This is a genomic window from Mesorhizobium sp. M0174 (assembly GCF_040322275.1).
Classification (GTDB): Bacteria; Pseudomonadota; Alphaproteobacteria; order Rhizobiales; family Rhizobiaceae; genus Mesorhizobium.
On sequence record NZ_JAMYTB010000001.1, the window covers coordinates 267,996 to 283,453 of the forward strand.

A 15,458-nucleotide genomic window follows, 5' to 3' on the forward strand; every position below is an offset into this window, starting at 1 on the left:
CATTTTGCTCGTCCAACTGGACGCACCGCCAGCCACTAATGCTCGATCGGCCCCTTCGGCATGACCAGCGCCGTGCCAGCCGTCGTCGGGCGCTCGATCATGCGGCGGACGCGCGGTGGCTCGTTGCCGCTGTGCAGCGCCCTTATACGCTCGCCGATGACGGCGTCCGCGTAGGTGGCGCGCCTGTTGTGGCGGATATATTCGACCCAGGTCGGCGTGTGGTAGTGCTCGATCCATATCGACGGATTTTCGAGATCGCGCGCCAATGTCCAGTTGCGGGCGCCGTCACGGCGGCGGATGCGGCCGCGCTCGGCCATGGTGGCGAGGAATTCCGGCACGTCCTCGTTACGGATGACATATTCGATCATGATGGCGATTGGACCGCTGCGCGGCTTGAGATCAAGCGCCAGATGCGGCTCCTGGAAGCGGTTGAGCGGATCGAGGTTGAGCACAGCCTGCTGCGGCAGCGGCAGGAGCAGGCCGATGGCACCGCCCGCCAGCATGGCGACGCTGGCCGCCATCAGGGCGACTTCGGCGCCATGCGCGTCGGCGACGACGCCCCAGACCCAGCTGCCGAGCGCGATGCCGCCGAAGGTCGCGGTCTGGTAGACCGAAAGCACGCGGCCGACCACCCAGCGTGGCGTCGACATCTGTACGGTGACGTTGAAGTGCGACAGCGCCGTCACCCAGCAGGCGCCGCCGACCAGCAGGCCGAGCGACGTCTGCCAGGCATGATCGCTGACGGCGGCGTTGAAGGCGCAGACGGCGAAACCGGCGAATGCCGTGCGCACCATGGTTTCGCTGGACAGCAGCTGCCGTAGCCTGACGCTGATCAGCGCGCCGCCGACGGCGCCGATGCCGAAGGCACCGAGCATGATGCCGTAGATCAGGGCATCACCCTTGACGACGTCACGCGCGACCAGCGGCAGCAATGCCAGGACCGCGCCGGCGCTGAAGCCGAAAGCGGAGCTCCTGACCAGCACCTTACCGATATTAGGCGACATGGCGACGTAGCGCAGGCCGGCGCCCATTGCGGCGCCCAGCGTCTCGCGCGGCAAGGTCGATGCCGGCAGTTCCGGCTTCCAGCGGGCCAGCACGACGATGAGGCCGACATAGCTCAGCGTGTTGACGGCGAAGGCCGCGGCGGCACCTGCCGCGGCAACGATGATACCACCGATCGCCGGGCCGACGCTGCGCGTCAGGTTGAAGCCCATCGAGTTGAGCGCGATTGCCGCCGGCACCTTGGTGCGAGGCACCATGTCGCCGACCGAAGCCTGCCAGGACGGACTGTTGAGCGCGGTGCCGCTGTCGATCAGGAAGGTGAAGGCGAGCAGCGTCCACGGCGTCATCAGGTCGAGATAGGTGAAGACGGTCAGAAGAGCCGAGACGACCAGCATGAAGATCTGCGCGATCAGCATGATTTTGCGCCGGTTGAAGCTGTCGGCGATAGCGCCGGCCAGCAGCGCAAACAGCATGATCGGCAAGGTGGTCGAGGCCTGGACCAATGCCACCTGGTAGGACGAGGTGGCGATCGTCGTCATCATCCAGGCGGCGCCGACGCCCTGGATGAGGCCGCCGAAATTGGAAACCAGGCTGGCGGACCACACCGCCCGGAAGATGCCGTGCCGGAATGGCGCCAGCGCCGAGGCGCTTTCGTTTTCCGGTGTGTCGTCCCTCATAAATGCTTTCCCGGGGCTCAAATGCGTTTGTTCTTCCGATGAATTCGGCCCCTCAAAGCCATGGATTCAAAAAATAGAACATCATTTCGCAAAGGGCGAACGCATTCTGGAAAAACATCATGGTCCAACAACACGATAGCGCCGGCCCGCCGTGGCGCTCGCCGCGCCGAGTGCGCCATATGAGTTGCGGGCACCGGCAGCGCCTCTAGCGGTCCTCGAAACCGGTCAGCACGCCGACGGCGTTGATGCCGATCTCCTCGACGGCGTAGCCGCCTTCCATGACGAACAGCGTCGGCAGGCCGAGCCTGGCGATGCGGCGGCCGATCCTGGGATAGTCGCCCGTTTTCAGCTTGAACTGGCTGATCGGGTCCTTCTCGAAGGTGTCGACGCCGAGCGAAACCACGACGACGTCAGGAGCATAAGCCAAAAGCCTCGTGCAGGCGTCCTCAAGTGAGGCGTTCCACACCTCCCAGCCGGTGCCGAAGGGCATCGGATAATTGTCGTTGAAGCCTTCGCCGTCGCCCTCGCCGCGCTCGTCGGCATGGCCGAGGAAGAAGGGATATTCGGTCATCGGATCGCCATGCAGGTTCAGCACCTGCACGTCGCCGCGGCGGTAGAAGATCTCCTGGGTGCCGTTGCCGTGGTGATAATCGACGTCGAGGATCGACACGCGCCCGGCGCCATGGTCGCAAAACCATTGCGCGGCGACGGCGGCGTTGTTGATGAAGCAATAGCCGCCCATGAAGGCTGCGCCGGCATGGTGCCCCGGCGGTCGGCAGAGCGCGAAGGCCGAACGGTCACCGGCCTTGACCAACGCGGCGGCTGTCAGCGCGACGTCATAGGACGACTTGATCGCGTCCCATGTACCTTTGACGAACGTCGCGCCGCCATCGAAGGAGTAGAAGCCGAGCAGCGCATCGATGCCTTTCGGTCGCACGTCGCCGCGCAGGCCGCGCGTCGGCCAGGTGAAGGGAATGGCCGAACCGCTGCGGCCCGATGCTTCCCAGAGCGGCCAGACGGTCGGCAGGAAATCGATGTAGTCGCTGTCATGCACCTTCCTGGCGGCGGCGAGGTCGTGGATTTCCGGCGGCAGGATCGGACCGAGTTTTTCGCTCTCCACCCGCGCCCTGATGAACTCGGCGCGCGAAGGCTTTTCAAATGCGGGCACGATGGCGCCGGCGATCAATTCGACATTGCCGGAATGGCCGGCATGGAGAGGCGAAAAAACAGTCTTCATGAACTTGTTCCGTGGTGAGACGCGGCGACCCTAACCGTCCTGCATGGCCCTCCACAAGGCGCTGGGCCAACCGGCCATGGCTTGCTGGCCCGGCAGCCGGTCGTCTAGCCTGTCGGCAGCGCAACCGAACCGCGGGTAATCATGAGTTCAAATGCCGACCTGATCGTCACCAATGCCCGTGTGCTGACCATGGACGAAGGCAATCCGACGGCCGAGGCGGTGGCGATAAAGGACGGCAACATCCTGGCGGTCGGCGATCGCCGGACGGTCGAGGCGCTGAAAGGGCCGGCCACGAAGGTCATGGATGCGCAAGGCGGGTCGGTGGTGCCGGGCTTCATCGAAGCGCATATGCATCTTTTCGGCGGCGCGGCCGAACTCGACAATCTGCACCTTCAGGGCGTGCATGGCTTCGATGCGCTGAGCGACGCGATCCGCGCCTACGCGGCGGCACGGCCGAACGCCAAATTGCTGCTGGGGGCCGGCGTCGACTACACTATCCTTTCCAAGGAAGAGCCGGTCACCCGCCATCATCTCGATCGCATCATCGCCGACCGGCCGTTCGCCATGTCGGCTTCCGATCACCACACGATGTGGGCCAATACCAAGGCGCTGGAGCTGGCCGGCATCCTGCATGGTAAGCAACTCGGGCCCGGCAACGAGATCGTCATGGGCGCCGACGGCCTCGCGGCCGGCGAATTGCGCGAGGGCGAGGCGTTCGGGCCGATCCTCGAGCTTTCCGGGCAGAACCGCGTGCGGCTCGGCCTTGCGACAGGCGGCGAGCCCGACCCTTATCCTGCCGCCGCCGAAGTCGCGGCCGATCGCGACCTCATGCGTCGCGGGCTGGAATGGTGCGCCCGGCACGGCATCACCTCGATCCAGAACATGGACGGCAACCTCTACCAGCTCGAGCTGCTTGCCGGTTTGGAGCAGGAAGGGCGGCTGCTCTGTCGCACCAAGATACCTTTTCATTTCAAGAACTTCATGACGCTCGACAGGCTGGAAAGAGCGTCGAGGATGGCCTCCGCCTACCGATCGGAATGGCTGTCGTCCGGCATGGTCAAGATGTTTTACGACGGCGTGCTGGAAGGCTGGACCGCGGTCATGGTCGATGACTATGCCGACCGGCCGGGCTGGCGCGGTGAGCCGCTGTTCACGCCGGAGCATTTCGCCGAGGTGGCGCTGGAGGCCGACCGACGCGGCCTGCAGATCGCCGTGCATTCGATAGGCGACGGCGCGGTGCGCGCGGTCCTCGACGGTTACGAGGCGGCGCGGCGGAAGAACGGCAGGCGCGACAGCCGGCACCGCGTCGAGCACATCGAGGTCATCACCGGCGCCGACGTGCCACGCTTCGCCGAACTTGGCGTCATCGCCTCGATGCAGCCGCCGCACCCGCCCGGCGCAATGGACTTCCCGCTGGAACCGACGCTTTCGCGCATCGGCCGCGAAAGATGGCCGCTCAGCTATGCCTGGCGGACGCTGAAGCAGGCGGGCGCGCATGTCGTTTTCGCTTCCGACTGGCCGGTGTCGCGGGTCGACCCGATCCTGGGCATTCAGGCGGCGCTGCTGCGCAAACCATGGGCAGAAGGCGACCCCGACCAGAGCTTCTCGCTGATCGAGGCGCTTGCCGGCTACACGGTCGAAGGCGCCTATGCCGAATTCATGGAGCACCGTAAGGGCCGGCTGAAACCAGGCTATCTGGCCGATCTGGTGGTGCTGTCGGCCGATATCGAGGCAACTGAACCGCCTTCCTTGCACAAGGTGCATCCGGTCAGCACCATCTGCGGCGGCAAGATCACTTATCAGGTTTGATGATGGCGCTGACGATGGCACGGAGCTTGCGTTTTGAACCGAGGCCCAGATGCATGGTTGCCAAGCCGACCGGCATATGCTGACAATCGAATGGGAACTGGATCCGCCATCAAGAGCGGACATGAAAATGGGGTAATGCGTGCCGGATCAACCGGGTAAGAGTGCAATCGAGGTTCGCGGCGTCCGCAAGGTGTTCGGTATCGGGGACGCACAAGTCGCCGCCCTCGACACGGTTTCGGTGTCGATCCGCGAGAACGAGTTCTTCACGCTGCTGGGGCCGTCGGGCTGCGGAAAGACGACGCTGCTGCGGCTGATCGCCGGCTTCGACTTCCCCAGCGACGGCGAGATCCTGCTGCACGGCCAGGACATCGCGCCGCTGCCGCCGTTCAAGCGGCCGGTCAACACCGTCTTCCAGTCCTATGCGCTGTTCCCGCACATGACGGTGGCCGAGAATATCGGCTTCGGCCTTGAGATGCTGGGCAAGCCGAAGATCGAAATCAAGGCGCGGGTCGCCGAGATGCTGAAGCTGGTCAAGATGGAGGCGCTGAGCGCCCGCCGCACCAGCCAGATCTCCGGCGGCCAGCAGCAGCGCGTGGCACTGGCGCGCGCGCTGGCACCGCAGCCGAAAGTTCTGTTGCTCGACGAGCCATTGTCGGCGCTCGACTACAAGCTGCGCAAGGAAATGCAGATCGAACTGAAACGGCTGCAGCACCAGACCGGCATCACCTTCATCTTCGTTACCCATGACCAGGAAGAAGCGCTGACCATGTCGGACCGCATCGCCGTGATGTCGGCCGGCAAGATCCTGCAAGTCGGCACGCCCTGGGACATCTATGACAAGCCGGCCGAGCGCTTCGTCGCCGACTTTATCGGCGAAACCAATTTCCTGACCGCGGCCATCACCGGCATCGGCAACGGCAAGGCGCGCGCGACACTAAAATCCGGCGCGACGATCGACGCGACGGTGGCTGATGGCTTCCAGCCGAAGGCGAACGCCACTCTGGTGGTCAGGCCGGAACACGCAAAGCTGACCGGCGGCAAGTGCGATCTTTCCGGAACCGTCGAAAACATCGTCTATTTCGGTACCGACACGCATATTCATGTCCAACTGGACAGCGGCGAAGCCTTCACTGTGCGCCAGCAGAACACGCGCAGCGCAGGCTGCGGTTTCGAGCGGGGCGACAAGGTCGGCGTCTCGATCGGCAACGACGCCGCGCAAGTGCTGAGGGATTGATGGCGAGCGCGGAAGAAGTCGCCAAGGCGGCCGAACGGCGCGACATCCGCGACCGGTGGCTGCTGTCGGCGCCGGCCCTGCTGATCATCTTCCTGGCAGCGACCGGCCCATTGCTGATCGTGTTGGTCTATTCGTTCCTGACACCCGGTCCTTATGGCGACGTGAAGTGGCAATTCTCGCCGGAGGCGTGGATTTCGGTGTTCATGGAACGCGACATCTTCGACGACACGCTGTCGCTCGCCGCTGCCCATGTCACCATCTTTTGGCGCTCTATCAAGCTTGCCATTGTGACCACACTCGCCACGTTGGTGCTTGGTTTTCCTACCGCCTATTTCATGGCAACGCGCAGCGAGAAGACGCGCGATCTCTGGCTTTTCCTGATCACCATTCCGTTCTGGACCAACCTGCTGATCCGTACCTTCGCCGTGCTGCAGATCATCCGCAACGAGGGTTTGATCAACACGGTGCTGCTCAAGCTCGGCATTATCTCCGCGCCGATCCAGATACTCTTCACCGACACGGCGATCCTTATCGGCATGGCCTATGTCTATCTGCCGCTGATGGTGCTGCCGATCTATGCCAGCATGGAGAAGCTCGATTTCCGGCTGGTCGAAGCCGGCTACGATCTTTATGCGACGCGCTTCCAGGTGCTCAGGCGCATCATTTTCCCGCTGGTCAAGCCCGGCGTCGTCGCTGGCTCGATCCTCGTCTTCATCCCGGCGCTGGGCGCCTATGTTACACCGAGCCTATTGGGCGGCGGCAAGAACATGATGCTTTCCAACCTGATTGAATTGCAGTTCGGGCAAGGCCGCAACTGGCCGCTCGGCTCGGCGCTGTCGATCGCCGTGATGGTCATCGTCATGGTGGCGCTGCTTGCCTATGTGCGCAATGCCGGACAATCGGAGATGCGTCATGGCTAGCAGCTTCTCCATCAAGCATCAGTCCGGCTTTACCGCGATCGCCGCCACCTGCTTCGTCGTGCTTTATCTGCCGATCGTCGTGCTCGTCGTCTATGCCTTCAACGCCGCGACCTCGACGTCGGAATGGGGCGGCTTTTCGCTCAAATGGTTCCAGTCGGCGTGGCAGAACACGCAAGTCATAGACGCCACCTTGCGTTCCTTTCAGATCGGCGCCACGGCGGCGATCCTGGCCACCGTCTTCGCCACCATGGCGGCGCTCGCTACCACGCGCACGCCGCCCTATCCCGGCCTGACCTTCAAATATGCCGCCATCAACCAGCCTTTGATGGTGCCCGAGATCGTCACTGGCGTGGCGTTGCTGATCTTTTTTTCGCGCATAAAGATATTCACCGGCTATTCGGGGCTCGGCTATCTGATCGCCGCGCATACGGCGTTTTGCATTCCCTTTGCCTATCTGCCGATCCGGGCGCGGCTGGAGAACATGGACCTGACGCTGGAGCGCGCCGCCGCCGATCTCTATGCGACGCCGTGGCAGACGTTCAGGCGCATCACGTTGCCGCTGCTGTGGCCCGGCATTCTGGCCGGACTGATGTTGGCCTTCGTCATCTCGCTCGACGATGTTGTCATCACCGAGTTCGTGAAATCGGGCGGCCAGGACACGCTGCCGACCTACATGCTTGGCCAGATACGTCGAGGGATAACGCCGGAGATCAACGCGATATCGACCGTGTTCCTGCTCTTGTCGGTCGCCATCGTGACGTTGTTTTTCTTCATCAGCAGGAAACGGGACTAGACATGAAAATGGGAGCTAAGACCATGAACTGGAAGACCACGGCGACCGCCATCGGGCTGGCGCTGCTCGCCTCGACGAGCCTTGCTCGCGCCGACGGTGAGCTCAACATCTACAATTGGGGCAACTACACCAGCCCCGACGTGATCAAGAAGTTCGAGCAGAAATACAACGTCAAGGTGACCATCACCGATTACGATTCGAACGATACAGCGCTGGCCAAAGTTCGCCAGGGCGGCACCGGCTTCGACATCGCGGTGCCTTCGCAAACCTTCGTGCCGATCTGGATCAAGGAAGGCCTCGTGCAGGAGACCGATCCCGGCAAGATGGAGAACTTCAAGAACGTGGCGCCAGAATGGGCCAATCCCGATTTCGATCCCGGCCGCAAATATTCCGTGCCGTGGGCCTGGGGCACGGTGGGCATCGTAGTGAACACCGAGGTCTACAAGGGACCGTCGGACAGTTGGGGCGTCATCTTCAACACACCCGACGAATTGAAGGGCAAGGTCAACGTCGTGCCGGAAATGAACGACGTCATGTTCGCGGCGACCAAATATGTCGGCGGCGCGCAATGCGCCAGCGACAAGGAAACGCTGAAGAAGGTGCGTGACACACTGGTTGCTGCCAAGCCGAACTGGATCGCGATGGAATACAATACCATCGAGAAAATGGGCGCCGGCGACTTCAAGGCAACCAGCGACTGGAACGGCTCAGCCCTGCGCCAGCGGCTGGCGAATCCCAAGATCCACTATTTCTATCCCAAGGAAGGTTTTGGCCTCTGGAGCGACAATGTCATGGTCCTGAAGGACGCAAAGAATGTCGAGAACGCCAAGCTGTTCCAGAACTTCATCATGGATCCGGAAAACGCCGCCGGCCTGTCCGCCTTCCACCGCTACGCCAACGGCATTGCCGGTTCCGACAAGTACATGCCAGCCGATATGAAGGATGCGCCGGAAGTCATCATCCCGGAAGACGTCAAGGCGCATGGCGAGCTGCAAAAATTGTGTTCAGAGGAAGTGCAGGCCATCTACAGCAAGATCTGGACCGAACTGCAGAAGTAATCCACATCCGGACGAAACCCGGCGGCAATTGCCGCCGGGCCTTTTCCCGGCGATCGGACTGCCTATGATTTCTTATCGCAACAGCGAACCGGCGCCGCCGATCATGCAGGGTTCGCCGCCGCGGATGGTGCCGCCGAAGCTCGACTGGGACCGGCCGCCATGGAACCGCTGGGCGTTTCAGCATATTCGCGAAATCCTGCCGACCGTCGAGGTCTGGCGCGGCAATGGCCATCGCCACAGGCTGGAGCGAGCCGAGGTCAACCTCGACGTGCTGCCGGTGGGCGACAGCATGGGGCAGCCGACGACGCTGGCTGGACTGCTTGACGAGACTTACACCGACGGCTTCCTGGTGCTGAAGGGCGGCAAGGTCGCCTATGAGCGCTACTTCAACGGCATGACCGAGCGCAAGCTGCATCTGTCGCAGTCGATGGCGAAGTCGGTCACCGCATCGGTGTTCGGCATTCTGGTCGGACGCGGACTGATCGATCCGGGTTTGCCGGTGACCACCTATCTGCCGGAGCTGGAAGCGACCGGCTGGGAGGGCGCCAGCGTGCAGCATGTTCTCGACATGACGAGCGGGGTGCGCTTTTCCGAGGAATACACCGACCCCTATTCCGACATCGGCCAGGTCGATGTCGCCACCGGCTGGAAGCCGGTGCCGCCGGACAGCGATCCGCAATTGCGCTGGCCATCGCATATGTTCGAACTGATCTTGGGGCTCAAGGAAAAGAGCCGGCCGCACGGCGCTGCCTTCGAATACCGCTCGATCGAGACCGACGTGCTTGCCTTCATCATGGAACGGGTGAGCGGCAAGCGCCTGGCGCAGCTGGTCTCGGACGAGCTCTGGCAAAAGCTCGGCGCAGATGAAAGTGCCTGCTTCACCGTCGATAGCGCCGGTTATGCAGTTGCCGACGGCGGCTTCAACGCCACGCTGCGCGACTATGGCCGCTTCGGCCAGCTGATCCTCGACAATGGCGGCGGCGTCGTGCCGGCCGAGTGGATCGAGGCGACGCGCAACGGCAGGCATGGGCCGGACTTCAGCCCCAGCCTGCCGGAAGGCAGCTATCGCAACCAGTTCTGGATCGAGGATCCGCGCTCGCGGGCGCTGATGTGCCGTGGCGTGTTCGGGCAGCTGATCCACATCGACTGGGATACGAAAATGGTCGTGGTCAAGCTTTCGAGCTATCCGGATTTCACCAACGTCGCCTATTCTGTGGCGACGCTGAAAGCGGTGCACGCCACCGCCGCGGCGCTCGCCTGACACTCGGCCAAAAGATACTGAAGGAACGCTATGACCGGCAAGACCGCGTTTGAGACCAGGTATGGCTTTGCCCGAAACCAAGTGCTGCTCGGCAATTGGCGGGAAAGCCCGTTCAGCCGGTGGTCGTTCCAGAATGTCGGCGAGCTGGTGCCGAGCGCTGCCGTGACGGCAAGGCCGGGCAGCAGCGAGGCGCCGGCGCAGGATTTCGGCGGGCTACTTGGCGAAAAGGTCGCTCTTGCAGGCGGCGCGGAGACTGTCGCGGCGTTTCTCGCGCGCTCCGATACCGACGCGCTGACGATCATGAAACGCGGCAAATTCGTCGGCGACTGGTTCGCGCCGCATATGGAGTTCGGTTCACGCCACATCGTCTTTTCGATCAGCAAGTCGCTGACCGCCATTGTTGCCGGCATATTGGAAGGGGAGGGAATTTTCGATCCGCAGGCTCCGGTAAGCCGCTACCTGCCCGAAGCTGCCGGCTCGGCCTATGGCGATGCGAGTGTGCGGCACGTGCTCGACATGGGTGTCAGCCTCGACTTCGAAGAGGCCTATCTCGATCCGGAAAGCGCCTTCGCCCGCTATCGCCGCGCCATGCTGTGGAATCCAGGCGGGGGCACCGAGAGCCTGGCCACTTTCCTCATGACGCTGCAGGGCCTGGCCGAGCCGCATGGCCGGACGTTCCGCTACCGTTCGCCCAATTCCGACCTGCTCGGCATCCTGCTCGAACGTGCGTCGGGCCGGCGCTTCGCCGATCTGATGCGCGAGAAATTATGGGAGCCGCTCGGCGCTGTCAGCGAAGCTTCGGTAACCGTGGACATGGAAGGCACGGCGCGTACGGCCGGCGGCATTTCGGTGACGCCGCGCGACCTCGCCCGGGTCGGCGAGATGATGCGGCAAGGCGGCATGGCCAATGGCTGCCGTATCGTGCCGGAGAGCTGGGTGCGCGATACGACCGAAACTGGCGGTGACGCCGAGGCTTGGCAACGCGGCACGATGGCGTTCCTGTTTCCGCGTGGCCGCTATCGCAACAAATGGTACCAGACGGGCGCGGCAAGCGGCGCCTTCTGCGGCATCGGCATCCACGGCCAGTGGCTTTACGTCAATCCGAAGGCCGAAATTGTAATCGCAAAGATGTCGTCGCAGCCGGTACCGGTCGACGATCCGCTCGATCTGGATATGATTTCTTTCTTCGAGGCGCTGAGCCGGATGGTCTGATCCGATCCAGACAGCCCGCAGCTTCCTGTGGACCTCTCAGCGGGTTGAAAACGTCGCGGTTGGCGCATCGGTGCTCTGCGCCTATGGTCGCGTCTCTTTTCGACGAACAGCAGGATCGACATGGCATCCGACATCAAGCGCATCGCAACCATCATAGCCGCCGAGATCGGCGCCCGGCCCGAACAGGCCGCGGCGGCGATCGGCTTGCTCGACGACGGCGCGACCGTGCCGTTCGTTGCCCGCTACCGCAAGGAGGTCACCGGCGGCCTCGACGACACGCAGTTGCGCGACCTCGCCGAGCGGCTCGCCTACCTGCGCGAACTCGACGCGCGCCGCGACACCATCCTTGGTTCGATCCGCGAGCAGGGCAAGCTAACCGAGGAGCTTGAAGCGAAAATCGCTGCTGCCGTGACCAAGGCGGAACTCGAAGATATCTACCTGCCTTACAAGCCGAAGCGCCGGACCAAGGCGGAGATCGCGCGCGAGCGTGGGCTGGGCCCGCTGGCGGAAGCTATTCTCGCCGACCGTGCGGCCATGCCCGCCGAGCTGGCGCTGGCCTACATCAGCGAAGACGTGGCAGACGCCAAGGCAGCGCTCGAGGGTGCGCGCGACATCCTGTCCGAACAGTTCGCCGAGAATGCCGACCTGGTCGGCAAGCTGCGTGCCTACATGAAGGAACGCGCATTCCTGCGCTCGCGCGTCGTCGACGGCAAGCAGGAGGCCGGCGCGAAATTCTCCGACTATTTCGACCATGTCGAGCGCTGGGCCAACGTGCCGAGCCATCGCGCACTGGCCATGCTGCGTGGCCGCAACGAGGAGGTGCTGTCGCTCGACATCGAGGTCGATGCCGACGATGTGTCACCGGTGAAACCGGTCGAGCGGATGATCGCCGACGCCTACGCCATCGGCCGCCAGTTGCCAGGCGACCGCTGGCTGATGGAGGTCGCCGGCTGGACCTGGCGCATAAAGCTGTCGCTGCACCTGACGCTCGATCTGATGCGGGACTTGCGCGAGCGGGCCGAGGAGGAAGCAATCCATGTCTTCGCCCGCAATCTCAAGGATTTGCTGCTTGCCGCGCCCGCCGGCTCACGGCCGACGATGGGCCTCGATCCGGGCATCCGCACCGGGGTCAAAGTGGCGGTGGTGGACGGCACCGGCAAGGTTCTGGCGACGACGACGGTCTATCCGTTCCCGCCGAAGAACGATGTCCGCGGCACGCAGGCCGAACTGGCGAAGCTCATCCGGCTGCACAAGGTCGAGCTGATTTCGATCGGCAACGGCACTGGCAGCCGCGAGACCGAAAGGCTGGTGGCCGACATGCTGGCTGATATGCCGGCCGGGTCCGGGCCGAAGCCGCTCAAGGTGATCGTCAGCGAGGCCGGCGCCTCGGTCTATTCGGCGTCGGCAACGGCGGCGGCGGAATTTCCCGGCCTCGACGTGTCGCTGCGCGGGGCGGTGTCGATCGCGCGGCGCCTGCAGGATCCGCTCGCCGAACTGGTCAAGATCGAGCCGAAGTCGATAGGCGTCGGCCAGTATCAGCACGATGTCGACCAGTACCGGCTCGGCCGCTCGCTGGAAGCGGTGGTCGAGGATGCGGTCAACGCCGTCGGCGTCGATCTCAACACGGCGTCGGCGCCGCTTCTGGCGCGGGTTTCGGGTCTCGGCACATCGCTGGCCGAAGCGATCGTTGCGCATCGCGATGCCTCCGGCCCGTTCGCCAGCCGCCGCGAACTGTTGAAGGTGGCGCGGCTCGGACCCCGCGCGTTCGAGCAATGCGCCGGCTTCCTGCGCATTCCCAATGGTAGCGAACCGCTCGATGCCTCAGCCGTGCATCCGGAGGCCTATGGCGTGGCGAAAAAGATCGTCGCCGCCTGCGGGCGCGACCTCCGCTCGCTGATGGGCGACAGCGCCGCACTCAAGGCGCTCGATCCGCGCGTCTTCGTCGATGAACGCTTCGGCCTGCCGACGGTGCGCGACATCCTGTCGGAGCTGGAAAAGCCCGGCCGCGATCCGCGCCCCGGTTTCAAGACCGCGACCTTTGCCGACGGCATCGACGACATCAAGGATCTGAAGCCCGGCATGCAGCTTGAAGGCACCGTCACCAATGTCGCGGCCTTCGGTGCCTTCGTCGATATCGGCGTGCACCAGGACGGATTGGTGCACGTCTCGCAACTGGCGGATCGGTTCGTCAAGGACGCGCACGAGGTGGTCAAGGCCGGCGACGTGGTCAAGGTGCGTGTCGTCGACGTCGATATCAAGCGCAAGCGCATCGGCCTGTCGATGCGCAAGGACGGCGACGGTAGCGCACCGAAGCCGCGCGACAATGGCAACAGGCCGGTGCCGCGCGCGCCCGCGCCCCAACGCCAACCGGAGCGGCCGGCGCAGCAGAGCGCGTTCGGCGCCGCTTTGGCCGATGCGTTGAAGCGGAAGTAATTTCACGAGCCGGACTGTGGCAGGTCATACGGCGGCGCTCGACATTGATGATCCATCACCAATGCTCATGGGTCGGCGAAGCTATTTCGTTTGATTTTTTCAGGACGGGAGCCGATAAGCCGCGCGTTTCAAGATTTCTGTTTGATGCATGTCGTTATCCCCAAGCTGCCGAACACCCTCGGGTCAGGCCCGTGGGCAAGCTTTGGGCGACATGCATGAGTTTGGGAGACCGAGAGCCATGGCCGCCGACAAGAACGCATTCGTCTGGGATGATCCTTTCCTGATCGAGGACCAGCTTTCGGAGGACGAGCGCATGGTGCGCGATGGCGCCGCGGCGTTTGCCGCCAACAAGCTCGCACCGAAGATCGAGGAAGCCTACCTCGAGGAAAAGACCGACGCCGGGATCTTTCGCGAAATGGGCGAGGCGGGTCTGCTCGGCATTACCATCCCCGAGGAATATGGCGGGCTCGGCGCCAACTACGTCACCTACGGGCTGGTCGCGCGGGAAGTGGAGCGGATCGATTCCGGCTATCGCTCGATGATGAGCGTGCAGTCGTCGCTGGTGATGTATCCGATCCATGCCTATGGCTCGGAAGAACAGCGCAGGAAATACCTGCCGAAGCTGGCGTCGGGCGAATGGATCGGCTGCTTTGGCTTGACCGAACCTGATGCCGGTTCCGACCCGGGCGGCATGAAGACGCGGGCCGAGAAGACCGCGAACGGCTACAGGATCTCCGGCTCGAAAATGTGGATTTCCAACGCGCCGATCGCCGACGTTTTCGTCGTCTGGGCAAAGTTGTCCGACGAAAGTGGGGGCGCGCATGACAACCAGATTCGGGGCTTTATCCTGGAAAAGGGCATGAACGGGCTGTCGGCGCCGAAGATCGGCGGCAAGCTGTCGCTGCGCGCCTCGATCACCGGCGAAGTGGTGATGGAAGGCGTCGAGGTCGGCGAGGATGCGCTGCTGCCCAATGTCTCGGGTCTCAAGGGACCGTTCGGCTGCCTCAACCGGGCGCGCTACGGAATTTCCTGGGGCGCCATGGGCGCGGCTGAGGATTGCTGGCACCGCGCCCGCCAGTATGGCCTCGACCGTAAGCAGTTCGGCAAGCCGCTGGCCGGCACGCAGCTTTTCCAGAAGAAGCTCGCCGACATGCAGACCGAGATCGCGCTCGGCCTGCAGGGCAGCCTGCGCGTCGGGCGGCTGATGGATGAAGGCAAGATGGCGCCGGAGATGATCTCGCTCGTCAAGCGCAACAATTGCGGCAAGGCGCTCGACATCGCCCGCCAGGCCCGCGACATGCATGGCGGCAATGGCATCCAGATCGGCTACCACGTCATGCGCCACGCCCAGAACCTGGAAACCGTCAACACCTATGAGGGCACGCATGACGTGCATGCGCTGATCCTCGGGCGGGCGCAGACCGGGTTGCAGGCGTTCTTTTAGCATTGGCAGGTGTCCTCCGCTGCCAGGGCGCCACTGCCTGGCATCTCCGCTCGCAAGGCGGGAGATCGGCAATTTTTCGCCAACGGCGCCACATTTTGTTCTTGCTTTGTGCCGGCAGCTATGCTACTAATTTCGTTATGGTGCTAATTCGCACCGACGACCCGCCCGCCGAGGCGGTTTTTTTCTTTTCAGCTCTTTTCGACCAAGCATCGCGCGTGCTGCTGACATCAATGTCGGCGGGAAGCGCCCGGTGCTGACCCGCCGGCCTTCGGCTCTGCACCGTTGCAACGTCTTGCCGCCACGCCACGGAATTCCAGGCTCGGCGCTCCGTTTCGTGAAGCTGTGAAAGCTGCTTAATTTAGGTGCAGCGCAACATCT

At 63.5% G+C, this 15,458-nt stretch carries 11 protein-coding genes; 9 read left to right on the plus strand and 2 right to left on the minus strand.

The genetic code is table 11. The features are described from left to right. Nucleotides 1-35 precede the first annotated feature (35 nt). Together NKJ13_RS01320 and NKJ13_RS01325 are read right to left on the minus strand one after the other, a co-directional pair. The gene (locus tag NKJ13_RS01320; protein WP_352506300.1) at nt 36-1,679 is read right to left on the minus strand and encodes an MFS transporter; all 1,644 of its coding nucleotides are present in this window, start codon (nt 1,677-1,679) and stop codon (nt 36-38) included. 205 nt (nt 1,680-1,884) lie between these two features. Further along, complete coding sequence (locus tag NKJ13_RS01325; RefSeq protein WP_352736972.1) at nt 1,885-2,916, minus strand: histone deacetylase family protein; 1,032 nt, start codon at nt 2,914-2,916, stop codon at nt 1,885-1,887. A gap of 141 nt (nt 2,917-3,057) precedes the next feature. Between NKJ13_RS01325 and NKJ13_RS01330 the strand changes: the two genes are divergently transcribed. The 9 genes from NKJ13_RS01330 to NKJ13_RS01370 all read left to right on the plus strand — a co-directional run bounded on the left by NKJ13_RS01330 (nt 3,058) and on the right by NKJ13_RS01370 (nt 15,080). Next, nucleotides 3,058-4,725: an amidohydrolase gene (locus NKJ13_RS01330; RefSeq protein ID WP_352736971.1), complete on the plus strand. Its 1,668-nt coding sequence runs from the start codon at nt 3,058-3,060 to the stop codon at nt 4,723-4,725. A 139-nt stretch (nt 4,726-4,864) separates the two neighbouring features. Continuing rightward, nucleotides 4,865-5,959, plus strand: a complete 1,095-nt coding sequence (locus NKJ13_RS01335) for an ABC transporter ATP-binding protein (RefSeq protein ID WP_352776981.1) — start codon at nt 4,865-4,867, stop codon at nt 5,957-5,959. Beyond that, the gene (locus NKJ13_RS01340) at nt 5,959-6,879 is read left to right on the plus strand and encodes an ABC transporter permease (protein WP_352478299.1); all 921 of its coding nucleotides are present in this window, start codon (nt 5,959-5,961) and stop codon (nt 6,877-6,879) included. Before NKJ13_RS01335 ends, NKJ13_RS01340 begins: the two co-directional genes overlap by 1 nt. Then, complete coding sequence (locus NKJ13_RS01345) at nt 6,872-7,672, plus strand: ABC transporter permease (RefSeq protein WP_352478301.1); 801 nt, start codon at nt 6,872-6,874, stop codon at nt 7,670-7,672. The genes NKJ13_RS01340 and NKJ13_RS01345 overlap by 8 nt, the downstream gene beginning before the upstream one ends. Before the next feature lie 23 nt (nt 7,673-7,695). Next, nucleotides 7,696-8,730: an ABC transporter substrate-binding protein gene (locus NKJ13_RS01350; protein WP_352776982.1), complete on the plus strand. Its 1,035-nt coding sequence runs from the start codon at nt 7,696-7,698 to the stop codon at nt 8,728-8,730. A gap of 64 nt (nt 8,731-8,794) precedes the next feature. Next, nucleotides 8,795-9,991, plus strand: coding sequence for a serine hydrolase domain-containing protein (locus tag NKJ13_RS01355; protein WP_352736969.1), 1,197 nt, complete (start codon nt 8,795-8,797; stop codon nt 9,989-9,991). A 30-nt stretch (nt 9,992-10,021) separates the two neighbouring features. Beyond that, the gene (locus NKJ13_RS01360; RefSeq protein WP_352736968.1) at nt 10,022-11,203 is read left to right on the plus strand and encodes a serine hydrolase domain-containing protein; all 1,182 of its coding nucleotides are present in this window, start codon (nt 10,022-10,024) and stop codon (nt 11,201-11,203) included. A gap of 120 nt (nt 11,204-11,323) precedes the next feature. Next, nucleotides 11,324-13,636, plus strand: a complete 2,313-nt coding sequence (locus NKJ13_RS01365) for a Tex family protein (RefSeq protein WP_352736967.1) — start codon at nt 11,324-11,326, stop codon at nt 13,634-13,636. Between the two features lie 238 nt (nt 13,637-13,874). After that, a complete protein-coding gene (locus NKJ13_RS01370; RefSeq protein WP_352736966.1) occupies nt 13,875-15,080 on the plus strand; it encodes an acyl-CoA dehydrogenase in 1,206 nt (401 codons plus the stop codon). Nucleotides 15,081-15,458: the final 378 nt, after the last annotated feature.

Coding starts and splice junctions, on each gene's coding strand:
- NKJ13_RS01345 (WP_352478301.1), top strand. CDS start 6,872: ATGGCTAGCAGCTTCTCCATCAAGCATCAGTCCGGCTTTACCGCGATC.
- NKJ13_RS01360 (WP_352736968.1), top strand. CDS start 10,022: ATGACCGGCAAGACCGCGTTTGAGACCAGGTATGGCTTTGCCCGAAAC.
- NKJ13_RS01340 (WP_352478299.1), top strand. CDS start 5,959: ATGGCGAGCGCGGAAGAAGTCGCCAAGGCGGCCGAACGGCGCGACATC.
- NKJ13_RS01365 (WP_352736967.1), top strand. CDS start 11,324: ATGGCATCCGACATCAAGCGCATCGCAACCATCATAGCCGCCGAGATC.
- NKJ13_RS01330 (WP_352736971.1), top strand. CDS start 3,058: ATGAGTTCAAATGCCGACCTGATCGTCACCAATGCCCGTGTGCTGACC.
- NKJ13_RS01320 (WP_352506300.1), bottom strand. CDS start 1,679: ATGAGGGACGACACACCGGAAAACGAAAGCGCCTCGGCGCTGGCGCCA.
- NKJ13_RS01325 (WP_352736972.1), bottom strand. CDS start 2,916: ATGAAGACTGTTTTTTCGCCTCTCCATGCCGGCCATTCCGGCAATGTC.
- NKJ13_RS01355 (WP_352736969.1), top strand. CDS start 8,795: ATGATTTCTTATCGCAACAGCGAACCGGCGCCGCCGATCATGCAGGGT.
- NKJ13_RS01370 (WP_352736966.1), top strand. CDS start 13,875: ATGGCCGCCGACAAGAACGCATTCGTCTGGGATGATCCTTTCCTGATC.
- NKJ13_RS01350 (WP_352776982.1), top strand. CDS start 7,696: ATGAACTGGAAGACCACGGCGACCGCCATCGGGCTGGCGCTGCTCGCC.